23 protein-coding genes and 1 riboswitch are annotated in these 24,517 nt (G+C 73.1%); of the genes, 13 read left to right on the top strand and 10 right to left on the bottom strand.

Annotated features, from left to right (window positions below; genetic code table 11):
* Positions 1-48: 48 nt before the first annotated feature.
* Positions 49-756, bottom strand: a complete 708-nt coding sequence (locus tag IH09_RS06625) for a hypothetical protein (protein WP_052855006.1) — start codon at positions 754-756, stop codon at positions 49-51.
* Positions 743-1,540 carry an alpha/beta fold hydrolase gene (locus IH09_RS06620; protein ID WP_052855004.1) on the bottom strand — a complete coding sequence of 266 codons (798 nt, stop codon included), beginning with the start codon at positions 1,538-1,540 and terminating at the stop codon, positions 743-745. Before IH09_RS06620 ends, IH09_RS06625 begins: the two co-directional genes overlap by 14 nt.
* Positions 1,541-1,756: 216 nt before the next feature.
* Between IH09_RS06620 and IH09_RS06615 the strand changes: the two genes are divergently transcribed.
* The 5 genes from IH09_RS06615 to IH09_RS06595 all read left to right on the top strand — a co-directional run bounded on the left by IH09_RS06615 (position 1,757) and on the right by IH09_RS06595 (position 7,149).
* Positions 1,757-2,488, top strand: coding sequence for a lysophospholipid acyltransferase family protein (locus IH09_RS06615; protein WP_052855003.1), 732 nt, complete (start codon positions 1,757-1,759; stop codon positions 2,486-2,488).
* 236 nt (positions 2,489-2,724) lie between these two features.
* Complete coding sequence (gene macS / locus IH09_RS06610) at positions 2,725-4,050, top strand: MacS family sensor histidine kinase (protein ID WP_110952108.1); 1,326 nt, start codon at positions 2,725-2,727, stop codon at positions 4,048-4,050.
* Positions 4,043-4,714, top strand: coding sequence for a response regulator (locus IH09_RS06605; RefSeq protein ID WP_052854997.1), 672 nt, complete (start codon positions 4,043-4,045; stop codon positions 4,712-4,714). Before macS ends, IH09_RS06605 begins: the two co-directional genes overlap by 8 nt.
* 190 nt (positions 4,715-4,904) lie before the next feature.
* Positions 4,905-5,933, top strand: a complete 1,029-nt coding sequence (locus tag IH09_RS06600; RefSeq protein ID WP_052854995.1) for a 6-phosphofructokinase — start codon at positions 4,905-4,907, stop codon at positions 5,931-5,933.
* A 199-nt stretch (positions 5,934-6,132) separates the two neighbouring features.
* Positions 6,133-7,149 carry a 2-hydroxyacid dehydrogenase gene (locus tag IH09_RS06595; protein WP_052854991.1) on the top strand — a complete coding sequence of 339 codons (1,017 nt, stop codon included), beginning with the start codon at positions 6,133-6,135 and terminating at the stop codon, positions 7,147-7,149.
* Here the strand turns inward: IH09_RS06595 and IH09_RS06590 are convergent.
* Together IH09_RS06590 and IH09_RS06585 are read right to left on the bottom strand one after the other, a co-directional pair.
* Positions 7,115-9,076, bottom strand: a complete 1,962-nt coding sequence (locus tag IH09_RS06590; RefSeq protein ID WP_052854989.1) for an anthranilate synthase family protein — start codon at positions 9,074-9,076, stop codon at positions 7,115-7,117. The genes IH09_RS06595 and IH09_RS06590 overlap by 35 nt on opposite strands.
* A gap of 167 nt (positions 9,077-9,243) precedes the next feature.
* Complete coding sequence (locus tag IH09_RS06585) at positions 9,244-10,089, bottom strand: alpha/beta fold hydrolase (RefSeq protein WP_240151075.1); 846 nt, start codon at positions 10,087-10,089, stop codon at positions 9,244-9,246.
* Positions 10,090-10,280: 191 nt separating this feature from the next.
* Between IH09_RS06585 and IH09_RS06580 the strand changes: the two genes are divergently transcribed.
* The 3 genes from IH09_RS06580 to IH09_RS39650 all read left to right on the top strand — a co-directional run bounded on the left by IH09_RS06580 (position 10,281) and on the right by IH09_RS39650 (position 13,768).
* A complete protein-coding gene (locus IH09_RS06580; protein ID WP_052854985.1) occupies positions 10,281-11,738 on the top strand; it encodes an aminotransferase-like domain-containing protein in 1,458 nt (485 codons plus the stop codon).
* Between the two features lie 219 nt (positions 11,739-11,957).
* A complete protein-coding gene (locus IH09_RS06575; protein ID WP_052854984.1) occupies positions 11,958-13,307 on the top strand; it encodes a class II 3-deoxy-7-phosphoheptulonate synthase in 1,350 nt (449 codons plus the stop codon).
* A gap of 164 nt (positions 13,308-13,471) precedes the next feature.
* The gene (locus IH09_RS39650) at positions 13,472-13,768 is read left to right on the top strand and encodes a (2Fe-2S)-binding protein (RefSeq protein WP_052854981.1); all 297 of its coding nucleotides are present in this window, start codon (positions 13,472-13,474) and stop codon (positions 13,766-13,768) included.
* A 31-nt stretch (positions 13,769-13,799) separates the two neighbouring features.
* Here IH09_RS39650 and bfr read toward each other — a convergent pair whose 3' ends face one another.
* Positions 13,800-14,276, bottom strand: coding sequence for a bacterioferritin (gene bfr / locus IH09_RS06565; protein ID WP_052854979.1), 477 nt, complete (start codon positions 14,274-14,276; stop codon positions 13,800-13,802).
* A gap of 146 nt (positions 14,277-14,422) precedes the next feature.
* Between bfr and IH09_RS06560 the strand changes: the two genes are divergently transcribed.
* Positions 14,423-15,055 carry a sulfite oxidase-like oxidoreductase gene (locus IH09_RS06560; protein ID WP_052854977.1) on the top strand — a complete coding sequence of 211 codons (633 nt, stop codon included), beginning with the start codon at positions 14,423-14,425 and terminating at the stop codon, positions 15,053-15,055.
* Positions 15,056-15,107: 52 nt separating this feature from the next.
* On the opposite strand, the gene IH09_RS06555 is transcribed toward IH09_RS06560, so the two are convergent.
* The 5 genes from IH09_RS06555 to thiO all read right to left on the bottom strand — a co-directional run bounded on the left by IH09_RS06555 (position 15,108) and on the right by thiO (position 20,509).
* Positions 15,108-16,007, bottom strand: a complete 900-nt coding sequence (locus IH09_RS06555; RefSeq protein WP_052854976.1) for a deoxyribonuclease IV — start codon at positions 16,005-16,007, stop codon at positions 15,108-15,110.
* A 30-nt stretch (positions 16,008-16,037) separates the two neighbouring features.
* Entirely contained in the window at positions 16,038-18,017 is a 1,980-nt protein-coding gene (pknB, locus tag IH09_RS06550) for a Stk1 family PASTA domain-containing Ser/Thr kinase (RefSeq protein WP_052854973.1), read from the bottom strand.
* A gap of 219 nt (positions 18,018-18,236) precedes the next feature.
* Positions 18,237-19,031 (bottom strand): thiazole synthase, encoded by a 795-nt coding sequence (locus IH09_RS06545; RefSeq protein WP_052854970.1) that lies wholly within the window; start codon positions 19,029-19,031, stop codon positions 18,237-18,239.
* 9 nt (positions 19,032-19,040) lie between these two features.
* Positions 19,041-19,256 (bottom strand): sulfur carrier protein ThiS, encoded by a 216-nt coding sequence (gene thiS, locus IH09_RS06540; RefSeq protein ID WP_052854966.1) that lies wholly within the window; start codon positions 19,254-19,256, stop codon positions 19,041-19,043.
* Positions 19,253-20,509 carry a glycine oxidase ThiO gene (gene thiO, locus IH09_RS06535; RefSeq protein ID WP_190233215.1) on the bottom strand — a complete coding sequence of 419 codons (1,257 nt, stop codon included), beginning with the start codon at positions 20,507-20,509 and terminating at the stop codon, positions 19,253-19,255. Before thiO ends, thiS begins: the two co-directional genes overlap by 4 nt.
* Positions 20,507-20,618: riboswitch (TPP riboswitch) on the bottom strand. Its footprint overlaps the gene before it by 3 nt.
* 154 nt (positions 20,619-20,772) lie before the next feature.
* Between thiO and IH09_RS06530 the strand changes: the two genes are divergently transcribed.
* The 4 genes from IH09_RS06530 to metF all read left to right on the top strand — a co-directional run bounded on the left by IH09_RS06530 (position 20,773) and on the right by metF (position 24,493).
* Positions 20,773-22,014, top strand: coding sequence for an FAD-dependent oxidoreductase (locus IH09_RS06530; RefSeq protein ID WP_052854962.1), 1,242 nt, complete (start codon positions 20,773-20,775; stop codon positions 22,012-22,014).
* 157 nt (positions 22,015-22,171) lie between these two features.
* A complete protein-coding gene (locus tag IH09_RS06525) occupies positions 22,172-22,537 on the top strand; it encodes an Rv2175c family DNA-binding protein (RefSeq protein WP_052854959.1) in 366 nt (121 codons plus the stop codon).
* Positions 22,538-22,662: 125 nt separating this feature from the next.
* Positions 22,663-23,313, top strand: coding sequence for a thiamine phosphate synthase (thiE, locus tag IH09_RS06520; RefSeq protein WP_052854957.1), 651 nt, complete (start codon positions 22,663-22,665; stop codon positions 23,311-23,313).
* 262 nt (positions 23,314-23,575) lie between these two features.
* Complete coding sequence (metF, locus tag IH09_RS06515) at positions 23,576-24,493, top strand: methylenetetrahydrofolate reductase [NAD(P)H] (protein WP_052854955.1); 918 nt, start codon at positions 23,576-23,578, stop codon at positions 24,491-24,493.
* The last annotated feature ends 24 nt before the right edge of the window (positions 24,494-24,517 follow it).

The following is a 24,517-nucleotide window of genomic DNA, read 5'->3' as shown; positions in this document are numbered from 1 at the left end:
GGGCGCCTGCGCCACCCGGCTCCGCCGCCCCGCTAGACGGCCGCCCCGCTAGACGACCGCGCCGCTGCCCGGCACGTCGTCGTCATCCTCGTCGTCGTGCTTCATCCGGGCCACGAGGGTGGCGAAGCCCCCGAGGAAGCCGCCGATGCCCAGCACCGCGATCCACCACGTCACCGGCTGCTGGAAGAGCACCATCAGCACCAGCAGCAGCGGACCGCCGAGCACCGCGAGCCAGGCGAACTTGGTGGTGACATCGGCGCTCGGCAGCGGGGGCGGTTCGGGCGGGGTGAAGTGCCCCTCGTCGCTCGCGTCGAAGTCGTCGTCGGACGGTTCGGCGGCCGACCAGTCGCGCGGTCCGACGCCGGGCGCGAAGACGATGAAGCCGCCCGGCCGGCCGGTGCCCGCGGGGCTGCCGGGTCCGCCCTGATCGGGACCGTTCTTTGGCTGGTTCTCGCGCGCGGGGCCGTCCGCCGCTCCGTCGCCGGCCGCGTCCCCGCCGGCCGGCGGGCGGGCCTCGGCCGCGCCCGGCTTCGTCAGGTCGAGGGCGCCGGGGGTGCCCGGGACACCCGCCGGACCGGCGGCGCCCGCCGGCCGCGCGGCCGTGCCGTCGCCACCGTCGCCGCGGTCCTTGCCGCCGTCGCCGGCGTCGTCCGGTGCCGGGAACGGCGGCCGCTCGCCGTAACCCGCGACGATCTCGGCCCAGGCGGCCTCCTCGTCCAGCGGATCCCGGGGGTCGCGGGGGCTACGCTCCACCACTGGCCGCCGTCCCCTCCCGCGCCGCGCCCGACCGCGCCTCCGGTGCGAGCCGGGCGATGAAGGCGAAGGTGTCCTCGAAGATCTGCTCGGCGTCGTGGTCGAGCGTCGCGACGTGGTAGCTGCGCTCCAGCAGCTTGTGCCGTACGTCCGTCGAGGAGACCCGGCTCAGGATGCGCTCGGAGTCCGCGGGCGGGACGACATGGTCCTGCGGGCTGGTCATCACCAGCAACGGCTGGGTGACGCAGGGGAGTTCGGAGTCGACCTGGCGGAAGAACCGGCGCACCGAATACGCGGCGTGCAGCGGTACCCGGTCGTAGCCGACCTCCTGCGCGCCGGGCTTGGCGATATCGCTCGCCACCCCCTTGGTCGTCCGCACGACATGGCGCAGCACCGGGAGCAGCGGCGCCGCCGCGTCGTGCACGCGGTTGGCGGGGTTGACCACGGCCACCCCGCTGATCGCGTCGCCGTGCTTGGCGGCCAGCCGCAGCGCCAGCGCGCCGCCCATCGACAGCCCGCACACGAAGACCCGCGAGCAGCGCTCGGTCAGCGCCCGCAGCTCGCGGTCCACCTCGGCGTACCAGTCCTGCCAGGTCGTGACCTGCATGTCCTGCCAGCGGGTGCCGTGGCCGGGCAGCAGCGGCAGCGCGACGCTCAGCCCGCGGTCGGCGAGATATTCCGCCCAGGGGCGTACGGACTGAGGGGAGCCGGTGAAGCCGTGGCACACAAGGACGCCGACCTCTCCGCCGTCACGGCGGAACGGCTCGGCTCCGGGAAGGAGCGGCACCGGAAGACTCCGATCGAAGAGGGGAGCTGGATGGTTACCTCAGGGTACGCGGCGCGGCGCCGGCCGGGTAGGCCGGACGACGGCCGCGGGAGCAGGTCGCGGGGCCTGTGCCGGGCGTCGCCGGGGGCTCGTCGCCCCGCCGCGGTGAGCGGGACGCCGGGGCAGGTTAAGGTCTTTGCGTCACACACAGGAGGCAGTCGGTTGATCTACGGCGCAATGAAGTTTTCCATCGGCGGGTCCCTGAAGCTTGCCTTCCGGCCCTGGGTGGAAGGCATCGAGAACATTCCCGCCGAGGGTCCCGCGATCCTCGCGAGCAACCATCTGTCCTTCTCGGACTCCTTCTTCCTGCCCGCGGTGCTGGACCGCAAGGTCACCTTCATCGCGAAGGCGGAATATTTCACCTCTCCGGGGGTGAAGGGGAAGCTGACGGCCGCGTTCTTCAAGGGCGTGGGCCAGCTTCCGGTCGACCGTTCGGGCGGCCGCGGCGCGGGCGAGGCGGCGGTCCGCAGCGGTATCGAGGTGCTGGAGCGCGGTGAGCTGTTCGGCATCTACCCGGAGGGCACCCGCTCTCCGGACGGCCGGCTCTACCGCGGCAAGCCGGGCGGTCTGGCGCGGGTCGCGCTGGCCACGGGCGCGCCGGTCATCCCCGTCGCGATGATCGACACCGAGAAGGTGCAGCCGCCGGGCAAGATCGTGCCGAAGATGATCCGGCCGGGCATCCGCATCGGCAAACCGCTGGACTTCGCCCGCTATCAGGGCATGGAGGGCGACCGCTTCATCCTGCGGTCGGTCACCGACGAGGTCATGTACGAGATCATGAAGCTGTCCGGCCAGGAGTACGTCGACATCTACGCGACCGCGGCCAAGCGGCAGATCGCCGAGCAGGCGAAGGCTGCGGAGGCGAAGAAGAAGGCCGACGCGGAGCAGCAGAAGACCGACACGCCCTAGGGCGGGGCGTCACCGTGGCACCGTTCGCCCGGAGGGCGGGGTGTCCGGTGCGCTCACCGCACGGCGGCGGGGCGCCGGGAGCGGCGTGCCGGTCCGGGTAGGCACCACGGTGATCACATGTCCCGGGTCCCGCCGGGCGGGCGACACGACGGACCAGGCGGGCCGGAGCGGCCCGGACGGCGCGGGCAGGACCGGTGACGGCGACCGGCCGGGCCCGGCGAGGGGTGGGGGCCGGCATGACGGAAGCGGACATACCGACGGTGCGCGGTGGTGCCGCCAGGGGCAGCGGCAGGCGTCCGAAGGTGGTACGGATGTCCGTCGAGCTGCCGCTGTGGCGCGCGCTCACCGGCTACCGCATCCTCACCTTCTGCTACACCTTCGCCCTGGTCGCGTTCTCCTACCCCCACTACGCCCATCCGCTGGGCGCCGCCGCCTATATGGGCACGCTCACCGTCTGGATGGCGCTGACCTGGCGCCGGACGACCTCCGCCGAGCGCTGTACGCGGCGGTTCCTGGTCATCGACCTCACGCTGGTGGTCGGCGGCATCCTGCTCACCTCGCTGGTCGACACGCACGCCCGCATCATGGGCGGTTCGCCGACGCTGCCGTCGATCTGGGCGGCCAGCGCAGTGCTGGGCTTCGCGATCAAGGGCGGCTGGCGGTGGGCCGCGGCGGCGTCCAGCGCGGTCGCCGTCGCCAACCTGATCGAGCGTCAGGAGCTGGCCCGCGGCACCATCCACAACGTCGTCCTGGTGTGGGTGGCGAGCGTGGCGATCGGCTATGTCGTCGAGGTGGCCCGCGCCAGTGAGCGCACCCTCGCCCGCGCCCTCCAGATCGAGGCCGCCACCCGGGAACGGGAGCGGCTGGCCCGCGACATCCACGACAGCGTGCTCCAGGTGCTGGCGATGGTGCAGCGGCGCGGCGCGGCGATCGGCGGTGAGGCGGCCGAACTCGGCCGGATGGCGGGCGAACAGGAGGTCGCGCTGCGCACCCTGGTCTCCGGCGGACTGGTGGGGCCGCAGCGCGTCGCGGCGCCGGACGGCGCGGCGGACGCGGTGGCGCCCGCTACCGGCGCCGGACCACCGCCCACCGGCCGGACCGGGCCGGTGCGGCCGGCGCCCGTCACCAGTCCGTGCGACATCCGGGCGCTGCTCGCGCCGTACGCCGGTGCCGGGGTCACCTTCTCCGAGCCCGGCGCCCCGGTGGAGCTGCCGGCCGCGGCGGCGGCCGAACTGGCGGCCGCTGTCGGTGCCGCGTTGGACAATGTGCGGGTGCATGCGGGGGCCGCCGCCCGCGCGTGGATCCTGGTGGAGGACGAACCGGACGCGGTGCTCGTGACGGTGCGCGACGACGGCCCCGGCATCGCCGAGGGGCGGCTCGCCGACGCCGAGCGGGAGGGCCGGCTCGGGGTCGCCCTCTCGATCCGCGGGCGGCTGCGGGAGCTGGGCGGCAGCGCCGACTGGATCTCGGTCCCGGGCCAGGGCACGGAAGTGGAGTTGAAGGTCCCCAAGGGCGCCGCGCCCGGGGGCACGAGGCGGGGGAGGGCGAGAGAGCGTGAGTGAGCAGGCGGGCCTGCGGGTGATGGTGGTCGACGACCACCCGATGTGGCGCGACGCGGTCGCGCGGGATCTGGCGGAGGCCGGATTCGACGTGGTGGCGACGGCCGGGGACGGCCTCCAGGCGGTGCGCCGGGCGCGGGCCGCGGCGCCCGATGTCCTGGTCCTGGATCTCAATCTGCCGGGGCTGCCCGGTGTCCAGGTGTGCAAGGAACTGGTCGGCGGGGATCCGGCGCTGCGGGTGCTGGTGCTCTCCGCGAGCGGTGAGCACGCCGATGTCCTGGAGGCGGTCAAGTCCGGCGCGACCGGCTACCTCCTGAAGTCGGCGAGCACCCGGGAACTGCTGGACGCGGTGCGCAGCACCGCCGCCGGCGACCCGGTGTTCACCCCCGGCCTGGCCGGACTGGTGCTCGGCGAGTACCGCAGACTGGCCACCGAACCGGCACCGGCGGCGCCGGACGAGCCCGGCGCGCCGCAGCTGACCGACCGGGAGACCGAGGTGCTGCGCCTGGTGGCCAAGGGGCTCTCGTACAAGCAGATCGCCGAACGGCTGGTCATCTCGCACCGCACGGTGCAGAACCACGTGCAGAACACCCTCGGCAAGCTCCAGTTGCACAACCGCGTCGAGCTGGTGCGGTACGCGATAGAGCGCGGCCTCGACGAGGTGTAGCGGGGCGTAGCCGCCGGCCGGACGGCCCGGTCCGCTCGTACGGGTGAACGCCGTGTCCCAACTCCCCGGCGAATCAACGGAGTCGGCGCCCACCCCATCCCGGAGTGACCCAGATCACCTTTAGCGTGACCGGGGTCGGCTCATTCACGGCCGTGTGCGCGGCCACTGACGGGATGTAGGTGAAGCAGCGATGCGGGTCGGAGTGCTGACCGGCGGTGGCGACTGCCCCGGTCTGAACGCGGTGATGCGAGGCGTGGTCCGCAAGGGCACCCAGGAGTACGGATATGACTTCGTCGGCTTCCGGAACGGCTGGCGCGGCCCGCTGACGGGCGACACGATGCCGCTGGACATCTCGGCGGTGCGCGGCATCCTGCCCCGGGGCGGCACGATCCTGGGCTCCTCGCGGACCAACCCCTTCAAGGAGGCGGACGGCGTCCGCCGGATCAAGGCGACCCTGGCCAAGGAGGAGGTCGACGCGCTGATCACGATCGGCGGTGAGGACACCCTCGGCGTCGCCACCCGGCTCTCCGGCGAATTCGGCATCCCGTGCGTCGGCGTCCCCAAGACCATCGACAACGACCTCTCGGCCACCGACTACACCTTCGGTTTCGACACCGCCGTCGGCGTCGCCACCGAGGCCATCGACCGGCTGCACACCACCGCCGAATCGCATATGCGGGTGCTGGTGGTCGAGGTGATGGGCCGGCACGCCGGCTGGATCGCGCTGCATTCGGGCCTGGCCGGCGGCGCCAACGTCATCCTCATCCCCGAGCAGCGCTTCGACGTCGGGCAGGTCTGCGGCTGGATCGACGCCCGCTTCAAGGTCCGCTACGCGCCGATCGTCGTCATCGCCGAGGGGGCGATGCCCAAGGACGGCCAGATGGTCCTCAAGGACGGCAGCACCGACTCCTTCGGGCACGTCCGGCTCTCCGGCGTGGGGGAGTGGCTGGCCAAGGAGATCGAACGGCGTACGGGCAAGGAGGCGCGCACGACCGTGCTCGGGCACACCCAGCGCGGCGGCACACCCAGCGCCTTCGACCGCTGGCTGGCCACCCGCTTCGGACTGCACGCCATCGACGCGGTGCGGGACGGTGACTTCGGGAAGATGGTCGCGCTGCGCGGTACGGACATCGTCCGGGTGCCGATCGAGGAGGCGACCGCGAAGCTGAAGACCGTCGATCCGGCGCTCTACGCCGAGGCCGGCGTCTTCTTCGGCTGAGCGACGCCTTCCCGCTGAGGCTCCCTGCCGAAGCTCCCTGCTGAGGCTCCCCGCCGCCCCTCCCGGGGCGGCGTACCCCGGGGTGTTCCCCCGCCCGGTCTCCGGACGGCACCGCCGAGCGATGGGCCGTATATTCGGCATATTCGTCATATTCGGCCTATCGCTCATCAGCGGGTGAATCGGGATCGGTGGGAGAAACGTGGATATCGTCGCGTTCGGGGTGCAGGTGGACGAGCGGCCGCTGCTGGAGAAGGCGTTCGCCGAACGGCACCAGGTCCGCTGTCTGGATGTCTTCCTCAACCGCGACACCGCGCCCATCGCCGCCGGCTACGCGGTCGTCAGCGCGAGCGTCAACGACGACCTGAGCGCCGAGGTCCTGCAGTCCCTCGCGGCCGGCGGCACGAAGATGATCGCCCAGCGCTCCACCGGCTTCAACAACATCGATCTGGAGGCCGCGGCCGACCTCGGACTGACCATCGGCCGGGTCTCCGCCTACTCCCCGTACGCGGTCGCCGAATTCGCCTGGACCCTGGCGCTGGCCGTGAACCGGGGGCTCGTACGGGCCGTCAACCGCACCCGCAACTTCGACTTCCGGCTGGACGGTCTGATGGGCCGCGATCTGCGCGGCCGTACGGCCGGGGTGATCGGCACCGGCAAGATCGGCGAGGCGTTCACCCGGATCGCCCACGGCTTCGGGATGAACCTGCTGGGCTGGGACATCGCCGAGAACCCCGCCTGCGTCGACCTCGGCATGCGCTACGTCGACCAGCGGCAGCTGTTCGCCGAGGCGGACCTGATCACCCTGCACGTCCCGCTGCTGGCGGCCACCCGGCATCTCATCGACGCCGACGCGCTGGCCGCCATGAAGGACGACGCGATCCTCGTCAACTCCAGCCGCGGCGGGCTGGTCGACACCGCGGCCCTGGTCGAGACGCTCAAGGCGGGCCGGCTCGCCGGCGTCGGACTGGACGTCTACGAGGAAGAGGCCGGGCTCTTCTTCCTCGACAAGTCCCTCGACGTCATCAGCGACGACACCCTCGCCCGCCTGATGACCTTCGGGAACGTCCTGGTCACCTCCCATCAGGCGTACTTCACCGCGGAAGCGGTCGGCCAGATCGTCGACACCACCGTCGCCAATGTCGAGGACTATCTGGCCGGCCGCACCAACGAGAACACGCTCGTCACACCAGGACAGCGGCCAGCAGCTGTGCGGTGACCGAGGCGCCGTCCAGGGACAGCACCGACTCGGGGTGGAACTGCACGCCCGCGAAGCCGGGGCCGCGCAGCGCGTGCACCTCGCCGGTCTCCGCGTCCCGGCTCAACTCCACCCGGTGCATGGCCAGTTCGGCGGCCGTGCGGTCGTCGCAGCGGGCCGTGAAGGTGTTGTAGAAACCGACCGTCTCCGGGCGCCCGAAGAAGTCGATGCGCTCCTGGGCGCCCTGGAACGGCACGTCCTTGCGGACGATCTCCAGCCCCAGCTCCGCGGCGAGCAGCTCGTGCCCGAGGCAGACCCCGAGCAGCCCGTGCCGGTGGCCGGCGACGAGCTCCGCGGTCAGGGAGCGCAGGAAGCGCATCTTGGGGTCGGCGGCGTCGGACGGGTTGCCGGGGCCGGGGCCCAGCACGACCGGCCCCCGGTGCGCCCGGACGGTCGCGCGCAGCCCCGGTTCGTCGTAGCGGCGGACGGTGACGGTCAGCCCCGAGGTGCGCAGCAGATGCGCCAGCATCGCGGTGAAGGTGTCCTCGGCGTCGACGACCAGCGCGTGGCCGCGCAGCGCGGCGGTCGGCGCGGTGCTCTGCATCCGCAGCCAGAAGGGGGCGAGATCGGCGCGGCGGGCGTCGAGCGCGGCGCGCACCCGCGGGTCGTCGGCCAGGTGCGGCGGCCGCCCCGCGGCCCCGGCGCCGGCCGGTGCGGACCGTACGCCCAGCGCGGTGAGCACCCCGGCCGCCTTGGCGTGCGTCTCGGCGACCTCGCCGTGCGGATCGGAGGCGCGCACCAGGGTGGCGCCGACCGGCACCCGCAGCCGGCCGTCCGCGGCGATGTCGGCGGTACGGATCAGGATCGGCGAGTCCAGCGTCTGCCCGCCGCCGGCGTCCCGGCCGATCAGCGCCAGCGCGCCCGCGTAGTAGCCGCGGCCCCGTCCGTCGGGCCCGGCGGGCTCGTACCGGGCGATGACCCGGCAGGCGTTCTGCACCGGCGACCCGGTGACCGTCGCCGCGAACATCGTCTCCTTGAGCACCTCGCGCACATCGAGGCTGGACCGGCCGCGCAGCTCGTACTCGGTGTGCGCCAGGTGGGCCATTTCCTTGAGCCGGGGCCCGACGACCACACCGCCCATGTCGCCGACGGTGCACATCATCTTCAGCTCCTCGTCCACCACCATGGACAGCTCCTCCACCTCCTTGCGGTCGCCGAGAAACGCCAGCAGGCTCTCGGCGGTGGGGCCACCGGCCGGGTAGCGATAGGTGCCGCTGATCGGGTTCATCACGACCGTGCCGCCGCTCATCCGCACATGCACCTCGGGGCTGGCGCCGACGAGCGTGCGCACCCCGGGCCGGTGTACGACATACGTCCAGTACGCGCCGCGCTCGCCGGCCAGCAGCCGCCGGAAGAGGGCCAGCGCGTCGGCCGCCGAGAAGCCCGCGATCTCCCCCTCGAACGTCCTGCGGATGACGAAGTTGGCGCCCTCGCCGCTGCCGATCTCGTCCCGGAGGATCCGCCCGACGGTCCCCGCGTACGCCGCGTCGTCCACATCGAACGCGCCGTCCGTCACCCGGACATCGTGCGTGGGGAGCGCCGCCAGCAGCGCGTCCAGGGGGATTTCGGCGCACTCGCGGGGGCGCAGCACGGCGAGCGGTGTGCCGTCGTCGTGGGCCTCGAAACCGCGCTCGCGGATCTGCCGGAAGGGGATCAGCGCGAGCGCGTCGGTCACCGGCGCGTCGGGGGCGCCGTCGGCCAGCGGGATGTCCGCCAGCCGCTCGACCTCGGTCACCTCGCCGATCAGCACCTCGACGACGGTGGTGTCCCGCCCGGGGGAGCGGCGGCGCAGCAGGGCGAACGGCGGGCAGCCGGGATCGAGCAGGCGCTGGACGAGGGCGGCGGTATCGGTGCGGGGGACGGCGGGAGCGGCGGGTGCGCGGTGCATGGCAGGTTCCTTCCGGGAGGGGAGGAACGGCCGCCGTACGACAGAAGGCCGCCCCTCGGGGCGGCCTTCGCGATGTCAGTGGTGCGCGCGCGAATCAGTGGGCCGCCGGATGAGCGGTCCACCACCAGTTCATGCTCATGACCGGTTGCGCGTACATGAGCGGAACTTTACCCGACGCCCGGCGCCGGGGCGGGGGACGGACGCAGACCGGCCAGAAAATCGGCCAGTACCGCGTCGAAGGCGGTGGGCTGTTCGAGGTTGGGCAGATGGGCGGCGTCCTCGATGACCGCGAGCGCGGCACCCGGGATGCGCCGGTGCAGGAATTCCGCGTCGGCGACCGGTGTGTAGGTGTCGTCCCGCCCGACCACCACCAGCGTCGGCACCACGATCCGCCCCAACAGCCCGGTGTAGTCGGGGCGTTCGGCCCGGCCGCGGAGCGCGGCGGCGGCGCCCTCGGGCGGGGCGGCGAGCATCATGCGGCGGACGTGCCCGGCGACCTCCGGCTGCCGCGCGATGTTCTCCGGCGCGACCATCTTGTCCAGTACCTCGTCGGTGTAGCCGCCCATGCCCTCGCGCAGCAGCCGGTCGGCGAGGGCGTTGCGCCGCGCCTTGCCCTCGGCGCTCTCGCCCTGCGCGAAGGTGTCGGCGAGGACCAGTCCGCGCAGCCGCTCCGGGAAGAGCCGGGCGAACTCCAGGGCGATCTGGCCGCCCATCGACAGCCCGCCGAGCACGATCCGTTCGGCCCCGAGGCCCAGTACGTCCAGCAGCCCGGCGATATCGCGGGCGAACGTCTCCAGCGGTGTGACGCCGGGGACGACGGTCGACGCGCCGTACCCCCGCAGATCAGGCACGATCACCCGCCATCCGGAACCCGGTCGCGCCGCGCCGAACGCCGCGGTCTGCGGCGCCCACATCGTCCGGTCGAAGGGATGCCCGTGGACGAGCACCAGCGGTGCCCCGGTGCCCCGGTCCTCGTACCCGACGGTGATTCCCCCGACGGCAGCCGTGCTCAACGCAACTCGCCTCATTCGCCTGGTTGTTGACGACGGCGCCGGAGGCCGGCGCCGTCGTGTGGCCCTTGACGTCCGATGCTAGGAGGCGCACACTCTCGGTGCAATAAAAACATTGCTCTCGGAGCAATGTGGGGGCAATGGGCGGGACCGGGCGGAACGCGAGAAGGACCCGGAAGGAAGAGGGGCGGATCATGAGCGCGGAGGACTACCGGCGCATCGCCGACGCCGTCGCGGCGGACATCACCGCCGGACGGCTGCGCCCCGGCGACCGCCTCCCCACCCAGCGCGCCTTCGCCCGCGCGCACCGCATCGCCAACTCCACCGCCACCCGGGTCTACCGCGAGCTCGCCCGCCGCGGCCTGACCGTCGGCGAGGTCGGCCGCGGTACGTATGTGCGCGCCGCCCGGCACGCACCGGGCCCCGCGCTCGCCGAACCGGCGCCCGCGGGCACCGTCCCCGTCAACCTCGAACTCAACTACCCCGTCGTCCCCGAACAGTCCGCCCTGCTCGCCGCCGGCCTCGCGCCCCTGCTGCGGCCCGACGCCCTCGGCGCGGCCCTGCGCCCGCTCGCCCCGGCCGGCACCCCCGCCGCCCGCACCGCCGCCGCGGCGCTGCTGAGCGGCCCGGCCCTGCGCCCGGACCCCGACCACCTCCGCTTCGCCGGCAACGGCCGGCAGGCGATGGCCGGCGCGCTCGCCTCCCTCGTCCCGCCGGGGGGACGCCTCGGCGTCGAGGCGCTCACCTACCCGATGGTCAAGGGCATCGCCGCGCGGCTCGGCATCACCCTCGTCCCGCTGGCCACCGACGCGGACGGACTGCGCCCGGACGCGGTCCGCGCCGCCCACCGCGCCGCCCCGCTGCGCGCCCTCTACGTCCAGCCCACCCTGCACAACCCGCTCGGCGTGACGATGTCCGCCGGGCGCCGCGCCGAGCTCGCCGCCACCCTCGGCGAGCTGGACCTGTGGGCCGTGGAGGACGCGGTGTGGGCCTTCCTGCACCCGGACGGCGCGGCGGACGGGGGCGGGACGGCGGGCGGGGACCGTACGGGCCCGGGTGACACGGCCGGTCCGGACGCCACCACCGCCACCGCCCGCCCGCCGCTCGCCGCGCTCGCCCCCGACCGGACGATCCTCATCGACAGCCTGTCCAAACGGCTCGCCCCGGGCCTGACCGTCGGCCTCGCCCTGGCGCCCCCGGCGCACACCGACCGGCTCTCCGCCGCCCTGCGCTCCGGCGGCTGGACCGCGACCGGCTTCGCCCTGGAGGCGGTCACCCGCTGGCTGACCGACGGCAGCCTGGAGCGGATCGTCGCCGCCAAACGCCGGGACGCCGCCGTCCGCCAGGCGCTGCTCCGCGAGCGGCTGGCCGGCTTCCGCGTACACGCCGACCCGCGCGCCTACTTCGCCTGGTGGGAGCTGCCCGCCCGGTGGCGCGCCGAGACCTTCCTGGCGGCCGCCGCGCGCCACGGGATCGCCGTCACCCCGGCCGCCGCCTTCGCCGTCGCGGCGGAGGGTGCCCAGGGCGCGGGCCCGGCGCCGAACGCCGTCCGGCTCGCGCTCGCCGGGCCCGCCCATAAGCAGCTCGACCAGGCGCTGGCCACCCTCGCCGCGCTCGCCCACGGGACGCCCGACGACTCCCTCCCGGACTGACCGGGGCGGGACCGGCCGACGGAGCCGGGCGGACCGGCGGCGCAGGAACGGGCCGATGAGGCGTGCGGGACAGAAGAGGCTCCGGAGGCCGGGAACCCCGCGGTCCGGGGCCGTACGGAGCGCGGGCGGCGCCGAGGAGGCGGGTCCCGCCGAGTGGGCTGTGTCTCAAAGTCCGGGCGGAGAAAGGGCGGCTCCCGAGAACCCCGTAATGTTGGTCATGTGACCGTGAACGCTGAAATCCACGCCGGTGGCCACACCTGGCGAGACCTGCCCGCGGCGCAGCAGCCCGACTGGCCGGACCACGAGGCTCTGCGCGATGTGATCGCGGAGCTCGAGTCCTATCCGCCGCTCGTCTTCGCGGGCGAGTGCGACCAGCTGCGCGAGCGCCTGGGCGCGGTCGCACGGGGTGAGGCGTTCCTGCTTCAGGGCGGCGACTGCGCGGAGGCTTTCGACGCCGTATCCGCCGAGCACATCCGGAACAAGCTCAAGACGCTGCTCCAGATGGGCGCCGTGCTGACCTACGCCGGGTCCGTCCCGGTGGTCAAGGTCGGCCGGATCGCCGGCCAGTACAGCAAGCCGCGCTCCAAATCGACCGAGACCCGCGACGGCGTGACCCTGCCGACCTACCGCGGCGACTCCGTCAACGGCTTCGAGTTCACCGAGGCGGCCCGGATCCCGGACCCGCAGCGGCTGAAGCGGATGTACCACGCCTCCGCGGCGACCCTCAACCTCGTCCGCGCCTTCACCACCGGCGGCTACGCCGACCTGCGCCAGGTGCACGCCTGGAACCAGGACTTCGTGAAGTCCTCGCCCTCCGGACAGCGCTACGAGGCGCTGGCCCGCGAGATCGACCGCGCGATGAACTTCATGAAGGCGTGCGGGGTGGAGCCCGAGGAGTTCCGCACCGTCGAGTTCTTCTCCTCGCACGAGGCGCTGATCCTGGACTACGAGTCGGCGCTCACCCGCACCGACTCGCGCACCGGCAACCTCTACGACGTCTCGGGCCACATGGTCTGGATCGGCGAGCGCACCCGCCAGCTGGACGGCGCGCATCTCGAATTCGCCTCCCGGATCCGCAACCCGATCGGCGTCAAGCTCGGCCCGACCACCACGCCGCAGGAGGCGCTCACCCTCGTCGAGCGCCTCGACCCGGACCGCGAGCCGGGCCGGCTGACCTTCATCACCCGGATGGGCGCGGACAAGGTCCGCGACAAGCTGCCCGAGCTGGTGGAGAAGGTCACCGCCTCCGGTGCCAAGGTCGCGTGGATCACCGACCCGATGCACGGCAACACCTTCGAGGCCGCCTCGGGTCACAAGACCCGGCGCTTCGACGATGTGCTGGACGAGGTCAAGGGCTTCTTCGAGGTCCACAAGAGCCTCGGTACGCACCCCGGCGGCATCCACGTCGAGCTGACCGGCGACGACGTCACGGAGTGCGTGGGCGGCGGCGACGAGATCTTCGTCGACGATCTGCACCAGCGCTACGAGACCGCCTGCGACCCGCGGCTCAACCGCAGCCAGTCGCTGGACCTGGCGTTCCTGGTGGCGGAGATGTACCGCGATCAGTGAGGCCGTCCGGCGCTGACGGCGGCCGGTGACACACACGTGGGGCGCGGATCCTGTGATCCGCGCCCCACCGCGTTGTGGAGCACTCCGCGCGACAGGTAAGGTAAGGGTTACCTCACTCGCGATCATCCCGATCGGCGAGCCCAGTTCCTCCGGGGGTGAACCGCGTGTACGTCTGCTCCTGCTTCGGGATCACCGAGCAGCAGGTCCGTGACCACGCGGATACCGGCGCCTGTACGCCGCGCCAGATCGCCTCCGCCTGCAAGGCCGGGACCGACTGCGGCGGCTGCGTACGCCGCATCCAGGCGCTGCTCGGCCGTGGTGCGTGCCCCCGGCGCGAGCTCATCGAATCGGGTGCGTCCGAACCGCTGGGCGCCCAGCCGCCGGCCGTGGAGTTGCCGGTTGTGGCGGTGGCCGAAGTGGTGGCGGAAGCGGCGCCGGTGGGGCTTCCGGAAGCCGCCTAGGGCGTGTGCGGCCGGCCCGGCCGCTCTGTGATCAGCTCGGCTGCTCGATGACCTGGGCGATGTAGAGCGCTTCCCCGAGCTTCTCGATCAGTTCCAGCTGGGTGTCGAGATAGTCGATGTGGTGCTCCTCGTCCGCGAGGATGTCCTCGAAGATGTTCGCCGAGGTGATGTCCGCCTTGGCGCGCATGACCTCGATACCGCGCTTGAGCCGGTCGATCGCCTCGGCCTCGATCTGCCGGTCGGCCTGGAACATCTCGGTGACGGTCTGGCCGACGCGGACATGGAACAGGCGCTGGTAGTTCGGCAGCCCTTCGAGGAAGAGAATGCGGTCCGTCAGGATCTCCGCATGCTTCATCTCGTCGAACGACTCGGCGCGGGTGTATTTCGCGAGCTTCGTCCAGCCGAAGTTCTCCTGCATCTTCGCGTGCAGGAAGTACTGGTTGATCGCGGTCAGCTCGGCAGTCAGCTGCTCGTTGAGGAATTCGATGACCTCGGGGTCGCCCTGCATGGCAGCGGGCTCCTTCCGCGCGAGAACTGGGCAGGTGCCGCGCATCCTCGCACCGCCCCGGCGGACCGTCCAGTAAGTGCACACTTAGTACGAGTTGTCCCAATACCTTCCGCCCTGGTAACGGGCACCCCTTCCGGTCTGACAACATGGAGGACATGGGTCAGCCGGAAAGCCGCGAAGAGGAGCATCCTCAGCTGCCCCCGGGGCAGCGTCTTCAGCGAGGCTGGCCGGTCACGCATTACGGGCCGGTGCCGAAGTTCCGCCCCGACCGCTGGGAGTTCCGGGCGTTCGGCGCCACCGCGGACGGCGACAAACACTGCTGGACGCACGAGGAATTCACCGCGCTGCCCTATACGACGGTCGTCGCGGATATGCACTGCGTCACGAAATTCAGCATGCTGGGCGCCGAATGGGGCGGAGTGCGCACCCGCACCATCCTCGATCTCGCACCGCCCGCGCCCGATGTCACCCATGTGATGGTGTGGGCCGAGTACGGATTCAGCTCGAATCTGCGGCTGGCGGATTTCGCCGCGGAGAAGTGCCTCTTCGCCACCCACCGCTCCGGCGAACTGCTCACCGCCGAGCACGGTTTCCCGGTCCGGCTGATCGTGCCGCATCTCTACGCCTGGAAGGGCCCCAAATGGGTCCGCGGCATCGAGTACATGACGGCGGACCGCCGCGGCTTCTGGGAGGAGCGCGGCTACCACAATCTCGGCGACCCGTGGCAGGAACAGCGCTACTCCTACCAGGAGGAGCCGGGCGAGGGCCCGGAGCTCTGAACCCCGGGCCCGGCCCCCCGCCGGGAGACCGCCGCCCTCCGCGCGGCTCCGCTCAGCGCCCGCGCAACTCCTTCAGGCGCGCCACGTCCGCCGCGTGCCCCTCCTTGCCGCCCGGTGTCTCGATCACCAGCGGCACCCCCTCGGTCGCCGGGTGGACGAACAGCTCGCGGAACGGCTCCGCGCCGATGTGGCCGGCGCCGATGTTCGCGTGCCGGTCCTTGTGGGCGCCGGTCACGTCCTGGGAGTCGTTGGCGTGGATCAGCCGCAGCCGGCCCTCGCCCGCGACCTCCACCACCTCGTCCAGCAGCGCCTTCATCCCGCCCGGGGCCGCCATGTCGTGACCGGCCGCGAAGGCGTGGCAGGTGTCGAGGCAGATCCCGAGCCGGGGGTGCCGGTCCAGCGCGTCGAAGTACGGCCCGAGATCCTCGGCCCGTGCGCACAGCGACGCCCCCTGGCCGGCCGTCGGCTCCAGCAGCAGCCACGGGTCGTCGTCCCGCGTCAGCTCGTCGAGCAGTGGCCGCATCCGCTCCCCGACCTGTGCCAGCGCCTCCGCACGCGGCCGGCCGCCGGTCGCCGAGCCGGTGTGCACCACCACGCCGAGCGCGCCGATCTCCCGCCCGCGCCGCAGCGAGTGGCGCAGCGACTCGACGGACCTGTCCACGGTCGCCTCGGTGTGCGAGCCGAAATTGATCAGATACGGCGCGTGGACATACGCCGGAACGCCCTCCCGCGCACAGCCCGCCCGGAACGCCTCGTCCTGCTCGGGGCTGCCGGGCGGCGTCGCCCAGCCGCGCGGATTGGCCACGAAGACCTGTACGGTCTCGCCGCCCATCTCGCGGGCGTACGCGAGGCCGACCTTGGCCAGGCCGCCGGCCACCGGCACATGGCCGCCGACCGGATTACGGGTACGGGCGCGCGGCTCGGCGCGCTGCGGGGAGGGGGAAGTGCTCACCCTTTCAGGGTGCCAGGCGCCCCGCGGCCGCTACAGCGCGCCCTTGAGCTTGATGGTGATCTTGCTGCCCTTGGGGGCCTGGTCACCGCCGCCGACCGACTGCGTATCGACGGAGTCCTGCGGGAACAGGAGCGGCTTCTGCACCTCGACCTCGAAGCCGAGGTCCGTGAGCTGCCGCTTCGCGTCGTCGGTGCTCTTGCCGGTGACATCCGGGACGGTGATCATCTCCGGCCCCTTGGAGAGCGTGAGGGTGATCGTGTCGCCCTTGCCGAGCTTTTCGCCCTTGCCGGGGGACTGCTGGGCGACGGTGTCCTTCGCCTGCGGCGCGTAGACGGGCTCGTCCGCGAACTTCACCTGGAGACCGGCACCGGTCAGCGCCGACTCGGCGTCCGCGCGGGCCGCGCCCACCACATCGGGCACGTCCACCGGGGCGCCGCGGCTGATCGTCAGCGCCACCGCCGTGTCCGGCCGCCGCTTGCTGCCCGCGGCCGGGTCCGTACGGATCACCGACCCCTTGGCGACCTCGTCGCTGAACTCCCGGGCCTCGGTGCCCGGCGTCAGCCCGCGGTCCCGTAGTTCGCGCCGGGCGTCCGCGACCGGTGTGCCCGCCAGATCCGGGATCGCGACGACCTCCGGGCCGCGCGAGACGGTGAGGGTGACGGTGCCCGTCCCGCGGATGCGCTTGCCGTTCTCCGGGTCCGTGGCCATGACGTGGCCGCGCTCCACATTGGGGCTGTAACCGCGCACCACCTTCACCCGCAGCCCCTCGTCGCGCAGCGTCTGCTCGGCCTTGGCCTGCGGCAGGTCCAGAACAGCGGGGACGGTCGTGAACTGGCCGGCGTTTATGTACCAGACGCCCGCGCCGAGCCCGAGGACCAGCAGTACGGCGGCGATGAGGGTGGCGGTCCGGCGCTGCCGGAAGAGGCCGGTACGCGGCGCCGCGGCGGGCGCCGGGTGCAGCCGGGTGGTCCGCTCGGCGGGCGACGCCGCGGCGGCCGCCGGGAGCTCCAGCCTGGCGGTGCGGTTCAGCTCCGCGTCGGCGGGGGCCCCGGGCAGCCGGAGCTGCTCGGCACCGGTCCGCGGCAGCACACTGGTCCGCTCGGTGTCGTCCCCGTCCGCCGGGACGTCCTTCGCGTGCGGTGGCACGAGGTCGAGCTGCGCGTCGGTGAGCGCCGCGCGGGCGCCGCGGGCCCGGGACAGCAGCGCCACCGCGTCCTGCGGCCGCCGGGCCGGCTCCCGGGCGGTGGCCAGCGCCACCAGGCCGTCCAGCTCCGCCGCCAGACCGGGCACGGACTCCGACGGCGGCCGCACGTCCTCGTGCAGATGCTGGTAGAGGACCTGCGCCGCGGAGCCGCCGGTGTGCGGTTTGCCGCCGGTCAGCATCTCGTAGAGCACCACGCCGCAGGCGTAGACGTCCACGCGGGCGTCCGCGGTGCCGTTCTCGATCTGCTCGGGCGCCAGATAGGAGACGGTCCCCAGGACGGTGCCGGTGGTCGCGGTGGTGTTGTTGTCCACCGCGCGCACCAGACCGAAGTCGGCGACCTTGACCCGGCCGTCGTCGCCTATCAGGACGTTCTCCGGCTTCATGTCGCGGTGCACCAGCCCGGCGCGGTGCGCGGCGCCCAGGGCGGCGAGGATCGGCTCCAGGATGTCCAGCGCGGCCCGCGGCTGGAGCGCGCCCCGCTCGCGCAGTACGTCGCGCAGCGTGCACCCCGCGACGTACTCCATCGCCAGATAGACGTACGTACCGTCCGTGCCCTGGTCGAACACGCCCACCACGTTGGGGTGGGACAGCCGCGCGACCGACTTCGCCTCGCGGATGAACCGGTCGACGAACGCCCCGTCCACGGCGAGGGCCGGAAGCATCACCTTCAGGGCGAGCTCCCGGTCGAGCCGGGTGTCCACGGCCCGGTAGACCGTGGCCATACCGCCGGCGGCGATGCGGGCCTGGACGCGGTAGCGGCCGTCGAGCAGCCGGCCGACGAGCGGGTCCTGAAGGGTCGTATCCACGGCAGACGAGTCTACGAGGACCCGCCGGATCCCCGCCCGCCCGGCCACCGCCCCGCCCGTACTGAAGCCGAACGGTGACCGGAACACGACACGGGGCGCATGGACGGGGCGCCCGCCCGAGGGGGGCCGGGGCCGCTGTGACCTGCGGAACTCCGGTGGGAACTCCGGCAGGGCACGCGCCTCCGGGCCGGGGATTCCCCTGGCGACGGCCCGCCCTCCCTAGAACGCCGGGCGTTCCGGGTCCAGCTCCGCCACGCCCTCCGTCGGCGAGGACGCCCGCGCGAAATGGCGGCGCGGGATGCGGCCCGCGCGGTACGCCAGCCGGCCGGCCTCGACCGCGTGCCGCATCGCCCCGGCCATCAGCTCGGGCTCCTGGGCACGGGTCACCGCGGACGCCAGCATCACCGCCGCGCACCCCAGCTCCATGGCCAGCGCGGCGTCCGAGGCGGTACCGGCGCCCGCGTCCAGCACGACCGGGACGCCCGCCCGCTCCGTGATCAGCTCGAAGTTGTGCGGATTGCGGATGCCCAGCCCGGACCCGATCGGCGAGCCCAGCGGCATGATCGCGGCGCAGCCCACGTCCTCCAGCTTGCGGGCCAGTACCGGATCGTCGTTCGTGTAGGGCAGCACGGTGAAACCGTCGTCCACCAGGGTCTCGGCGGCGTCCAGCAGCTCGACCGGGTCCGGCAGCAGGGTGCGCTCGTCGGCGACGACCTCCAGCTTGACCCAGTCCGTGCCGAGCGCCTCCCGGGCGAGCCGGGCGGTGAGCACCGCCTCGCCCGCGGTGAAGCAGCCCGCGGTGTTCGGCAGCACCCGGATCGCGTGCCGCGCCAGCAGGGAAAGCACCGAGCCCTGTACGGCCGGATGCAGCCGCCGCATGGCGACCGTCGTCAGTTCCGTACCGGAGGCGAGCAGCGCGCGTTCCAGGACGCCGAGGCTGGGCGCACCACCGGTCCCCATGATCAGACGGGACCGGAAGGTGCGGCCGGCGAGAGTGAGGAGATCATCCGTCATGGCGGCGGATCAGCCTCCCTGGACCGCGGTGAGCACCTCGACGCGGTCGCCTTCGCCGAGCGGGGTGTCGGACCACCGGGTGCGCGGCACCACGGTCTCGTTGACCGCGGCGGCCACCCCGCCGGACGCCCGGGACAGCGTCGCGACCAGCCGGTCGAGGGTGAGGCCGCCGGGGATCTCGCGCACCTCGCCGTTGACGGAGACGGACACGGTGGGGGCGCTCATACGGACTCCTCCAGGACGCGGGTGCGCTGCGGCACCGGGGCGGGCACGGCGGAGAAGCGCGTGGGGGAGAACGGGCGGGCCGCCGCCGGGAGCTCTCCGGTGGTCAGCGCATCGGCCATCACGTCACCGGTGACCGGCGTCAGCAGCACACCGTTGCGGAAGTGGCCGGTGGCCAGCTGGAGACCGGGCAGCGCGGTCGGGCCGAGCAGCGGCGCGTTGTCGGGGGAGGTGGGACGCAGCCCCGCGCAGGTCTCGGCCAGCGGCAGTTCGGTGATGCCGGGGAGCAGTTCGTGCGCGTCCCGCAGCAGTTCGTAGACGCCGCCCGCGGTCACGGTGGTGTCCCAGCCCAGTTCCTCGCTGGTGGCGCCGAGGACCAGCTCGCCGTTCTCCCGCGGCACCAGATAGAGCGGGCCGCCGCGCACCACGGCCCGTACGGTGCGGGACAGGAAGGCGGCGCCGCCGGCCGGCGGCGCCGGCATCCGCAGCCGCAGTACCTGCCCCTTGACCGGGCGCACCGGCGGCAGCACCGCGTCGGGGACCCCGGCCAGCTGCCCGCTGCGGCTGCCCGCGGCCAGGACGACCTGACCGGCCGACAGCCGCGTCCCGTCGGCGAGTTCGGCGCCCGAGGCGCGTCCCCGGGCGACCGTCAGCCGCTCGGCCGAGGCGCGGTGGAAGACCACCCCGGCCCGCTCGCAGGCGATGAGCAGCGCGCCCGCCAGCCGGCGCGGATCGACCTGATGGTCGCCGTCCACCCGCAGACCGCCGCGGACACCGGGCGCCAGCATCGGCTCCAGCCGGCGGCACTCGCGCCCCGTCAGCCACTCCGAATCCAGCCCCGACCGGAGTTGCAGGGCGTGCAGTTCGCGCAGCAGGGCGCGGTCGTCGGCGTCCAGCGCGACGGCCAGCGTGCCGCACCGCCGGTAGCCGATGCGCCGCCCGCTCGCCTCCTCCAGCTCGGCGGTGAAGTCCGGATAGCGCCGCGCCGAGGCGAGGTTGAGACCCAGCAGGGTCTGCTCGCCGTAGTGGAGTTCGGTGACGGCGGCCAGCATGCCGGCCGCGATATGGGCGGCGCCGCCGCCCGGCGCCGGATCGACGACGGCCGTCCTCAGCCCCCGGCCGGCCGCCCGCCAGGCCGTGACCAGGCCGATGATGCCGCCCCCGATGACGAGCACATCGGCGTGCTGCCCGCCCGGGGGCGGTGGCGCGGCCGATGTCGATGATGTGGCGGTGGACGGTGTGACGGATGAATGCATGGGCGTCCAGCCCCTCCCTTCGCCGGCATGACCCGGATCAGGTTCGTACGGTCGGAGGCCGCCAGCCTCCCTCTCAGCCCGGTGCGTCCGGGCTCCCGCGAGTGCGTGTATCCCTCACCCTAATACGGGCCCGCGAGGCGCCGTAAGGGCGCGCCCGGCGGGCCCCGGCCGCGCGGCTCCGCGGTGACCGACGGTGACGCTGTGTCAGAGATCTCCTTGCGCGCTGCTGCTGGCGGCGAGACACACCGTCTTACAGTGATCGGGTGAGCGAGCAGAGCACGTCCTCCCAGGCCCCTGACCGCACGCCCCGCGTCGTGATCGTCGGCGCCGGAATCGCCGGTGTGCAGACCGCGGTCGCCCTGCGCGAACAGGGCTGGCGCGGCGCGATCACCCTGCTCGGCGGCGAGCCGCACCAGCCCTACGACCGCCCCCCGCTGTCCAAGGCGGTGCTGCTCGGCAAGGCCGAGGGCTCCACCTTCGACATCGACTTCGGCGCGCTCGGCATCGAGCTGCATCTGAGCCGGCCGGTCACCGCCCTGGTTCCCGGCGCCCGCACCGTCGAGACGGCCGAGGGCCCGGTCCCGTACGACTACGCGGTCCTCGCGACCGGCGCCGACCCGGTCCTGCTGCCCGGCAGCGCGGGGCTGCCCGGCGTCCACCTGCTGCGCACCCTCGACGACGCCGAGCGGCTGCGGCCCGTGCTGGCCGCCCGCCACGAGATCGTGGTCGTCGGGGCGGGCTGGATCGGCGCGGAGTTCGCGACCGCCGCGCGCGAGGCGGGCTGCGCGGTCACCGTCGTCGAGGCCGCCGACCGCCCGCTGGCCGGCGCCCTGCCCGCCGAGGTCGCCGCCCATATGACCGACTGGTACGCGGACGCCGGCGCCGACCTGCGCACCGGCGCCCGGGTCGCGGCCGTCGAGGCGGGCGCGGTCACCCTCGCGGACGGCACGACGCTGCCCGCCGACGCCGTGGTCGTGGGGATCGGCGCCCGGCCCGCCACCGGCTGGCTGGCCGGCTCGGACGTCGCGCTCTCGCCGCGGGACGGCTCCGTCCTGGCCGACGAATGGCTGCGCACCTCCGTCCCCGATGTGTACGCGGTCGGCGACTGCGCCTCCTTCCCGTCCGCCCGCTACGGCACCCGTCTGCTGGTCCACCACTGGGACAACGCCCTCCAGGGCCCCCGTACGGTCGCCGAGAACATCCTGCGCGGTGCGGCGGAGGGCATGGTCTACGACCCGGTCCCGTACTTCTGGTCCGAGCAGTTCGGCCGGTTCGTGCAGTACGCGGGCCACCACGGGGACGCCGACGAGCTGGTCTGGCGCGGTGACCCGGCCGGCGCCGCCTGGTCGGTGCTGTGGCTGCGGGGCGACCGGCTGGTCGCGCTGCTCGCCGTGGGCCGCCCGCGTGACCTGGCACAGGGGCGCAAGCTGATCGAGCGCGGCGCGGCCCTCGACCGGGAGCGGGCCGCGGACGCGTCCGTACCGCTGAAGACGGCGGCGCTTTAGGGCCTGTCGTCCGCACGGGCACGAGGTACGGGATGGCCTGCGGGGCGCCGCCGTGGCGCGGCGGATGGCACCGCGGGTGTCACCCGCCGGTGTGCCTCGGGCCGTCGACGGCGGTGCCCGGCTACCGGCTGTCAGTGCGAGATGGCACGCTTGTCCTGTGACCGAGATTGACGCAAACATCGATGGACTCGTCCCCGCCTGGCTCACCCTCCCCGACATCGCCGAAGAGATCGGCGTCGAGGTGACACGCGTCCGGCAGCTGGTCAAGGAGGGCCAGCTGATCGCGGTGCGCCGCGGCGAGAACAGGGCACTGCACGTGCCGGCCGATTTCATCAAGGACGGCAAGGTCGTCAAGGGCCTCGTCGGAACCTTGACCCTCCTGCGCGACGACGGCTTCGCCGACGAGGAGATGCTGGAGTGGCTCTTCACCACGGATGACACCCTGCCCGGCACCCCGGCGCAGGCGCTGCGCGAGAACCGCGGCACGGAGGTGAAGCGCCGGGCTCAGGCGCTCGCCGTCTGACCCGCACGGCGCGAGCGCGCCCTCAACAGCAACCGCATCAGCATCCGTAACCGCATTCGCATCCGAGGGGCGTACGGGCCGGAAGGCCCGGCCCGTACGCCGCCGACCTGGGGGGAAGCAGCCCGATGAGCACCGCACGACAGGCCCTGGCCGAGGCCCGGCTGTATCTGTGCACGGACGCCCGCAAGCGGCAGGGCGACCTCCCGCAGTTCCTGGACGCGGTGCTCGCCTCGGGCGTGGACATCGTGCAGCTCCGCGACAAGACCATGGAGGCGGCGGAGGAGCTCGCCCACCTCGAAGTCTTCGCGGACGCCTGCCGGCGGCACGGCAAGCTGCTGGCGGTCAACGACCGCGCGGACGTCGCCCACGCGGCCGGCGCCCCGGTGCTGCATCTGGGACAGGGCGACCTGCCGGTCCCGGCCGCCCGCGCCCTCCTCGGCCCGGAGGTCCTGATAGGCCGCTCCACCCACGCCGAGGCCGAGGTGGACGCCGCGGCCGCCGAAGCGGGGGTGGACTACTTCTGCACGGGACCGTGCTGGCCGACGCCCACCAAACCGGGTCGCCACGCCCCGGGCCTCGACCTGGTCCGCTACACCGCCTCGCGCGCCCCGCAGCGCCCCTGGTTCGCGATCGGCGGGATCGACGCCGGCAATGTGGACGAGGTGCTGGCCGCGGGCGCCCGCCGGATCGTGGTCGTCCGCGCCCTCACCGAGGCGGACGATCCGGGCGCGGCGGCGGCGGATCTGGCGCGGCGGGTCCGCGCCTCGGCGGAGTGAGCGGCGCATCCGGTGGCGGGACCTCCGGGCGTCCGGTGCGCCGGGCATCCACCTGGGCACCCTCCGCACGGGCACCCTCCGCACAAGCAGTGAAGGGACAATCCCGGCATCCGGGTCCTTGATCGCCGGCAGGGCTCGCATTCCGTCCTCGAATGACCAAGTGGTGATCCGGGCGTGTCCAACCCGTGGACACGAATCGGCCATACCAGGCATAACGCCGGTGCCGGTTTGAGTGTGCCCGGCCGGTGGTTAACCTGCCCATATGGCCCTAGGTACAGCTTCCACCAGGACTGATCACGCGCCGACCGTGCGCGAGCTGCTGGCTTCCGGCAAGCAGTCATACTCGTTCGAGTTCGCCGCCCCGAAGACCGAGAAGGGCGAGCGGACCCTGTGGAACGCCATCCGCCGGATCGAGGCCGTCTCCCCGACCTTCGTCTCCGTGACGTACGGAGCCGGCGGATCCTCCCGTGAGGGAACGGTGCGCGCCACCGAGCGCATCGCCACCGACACCACGCTCACCCCGGTCGCCCACCTCACCGCGGTGAACCACTCCACCGCCGAACTGCGCAACGTCATCGGCCAGTACGCCGACGCCGGTATCCGCAACATGCTCGCGGTGCGCGGCGACCCGCCCGGCGACCCGATGGGCGAGTGGGTGCGGCACCCCGAGGGCGTCACCTACGCGGCCGACCTGGTCCGGCTGATCAAGGAGTCCGGCGACTTCTGCGTCGGCGTGGCGGCCTTCCCCGAGATGCATCCGCGCTCCACGGACTGGGACGCCGACGTGGCGCACTTCGTCGCCAAGTGCCGGGCCGGCGCGGACTTCGCCATCACGCAGATGTTCTTCTATCCGGAGGACTATCTGCGGCTGCGCGACCGGGTCGCGGCGGTGGGTTGTTCGACGCCGATCATTCCGGAGATCATGCCGGTCACGAACGTGCGCCAGATCGAACGGTTCGCGCAGCTCAGCAACGCGGCCTTCCCGCCCGAGCTGGCGGAGCGCATCCTCGCGGTCAAGGACGACCCGGCGGCTGTACGCTCCATTGGCATCGAGTACGCGACCGAACTGTGTGCGCGCTTGATGGCCGAAGGCGTGCCCGGGTTGCACTTCATTACCCTGAACCACTCCACGGCGACCCTGGAAATCTACGAGAATCTCGGACTGCACCAGCAGTCCTGATGACGGTGGCCGGAAAGCGGCGAA

The organism is Streptomyces celluloflavus (assembly GCA_000720995.1).
Lineage (GTDB): Bacteria > Actinomycetota > Actinomycetes > Streptomycetales > Streptomycetaceae > Streptomyces > Streptomyces celluloflavus.
The sequence above is the reverse complement of the archived record's forward strand: the minus strand, read 5'-3'. Positions and strand labels throughout refer to the sequence as shown.

Excerpts from the sequence above, each read along its gene's own strand:
- IH09_RS06600 (WP_052854995.1), top strand. The coding sequence starts at position 4,905 with ATGCGGGTCGGAGTGCTGACCGGCGGTGGCGACTGCCCCGGTCTGAAC.
- metF (WP_052854955.1), top strand. The coding sequence starts at position 23,576 with ATGGCCCTAGGTACAGCTTCCACCAGGACTGATCACGCGCCGACCGTG.
- IH09_RS06580 (WP_052854985.1), top strand. The coding sequence starts at position 10,281 with ATGAGCGCGGAGGACTACCGGCGCATCGCCGACGCCGTCGCGGCGGAC.
- IH09_RS06615 (WP_052855003.1), top strand. The coding sequence starts at position 1,757 with ATGAAGTTTTCCATCGGCGGGTCCCTGAAGCTTGCCTTCCGGCCCTGG.
- IH09_RS06590 (WP_052854989.1), bottom strand. The coding sequence starts at position 9,076 with ATGCACCGCGCACCCGCCGCTCCCGCCGTCCCCCGCACCGATACCGCC.
- thiE (WP_052854957.1), top strand. The coding sequence starts at position 22,663 with ATGAGCACCGCACGACAGGCCCTGGCCGAGGCCCGGCTGTATCTGTGC.
- macS (WP_110952108.1), top strand. The coding sequence starts at position 2,725 with ATGACGGAAGCGGACATACCGACGGTGCGCGGTGGTGCCGCCAGGGGC.
- IH09_RS06560 (WP_052854977.1), top strand. The coding sequence starts at position 14,423 with ATGGAGGACATGGGTCAGCCGGAAAGCCGCGAAGAGGAGCATCCTCAG.
- IH09_RS06545 (WP_052854970.1), bottom strand. The coding sequence starts at position 19,031 with ATGACGGATGATCTCCTCACTCTCGCCGGCCGCACCTTCCGGTCCCGT.
- thiS (WP_052854966.1), bottom strand. The coding sequence starts at position 19,256 with ATGAGCGCCCCCACCGTGTCCGTCTCCGTCAACGGCGAGGTGCGCGAG.
- bfr (WP_052854979.1), bottom strand. The coding sequence starts at position 14,276 with ATGCAGGGCGACCCCGAGGTCATCGAATTCCTCAACGAGCAGCTGACT.
- thiO (WP_190233215.1), bottom strand. The coding sequence starts at position 20,509 with ATGCATTCATCCGTCACACCGTCCACCGCCACATCATCGACATCGGCC.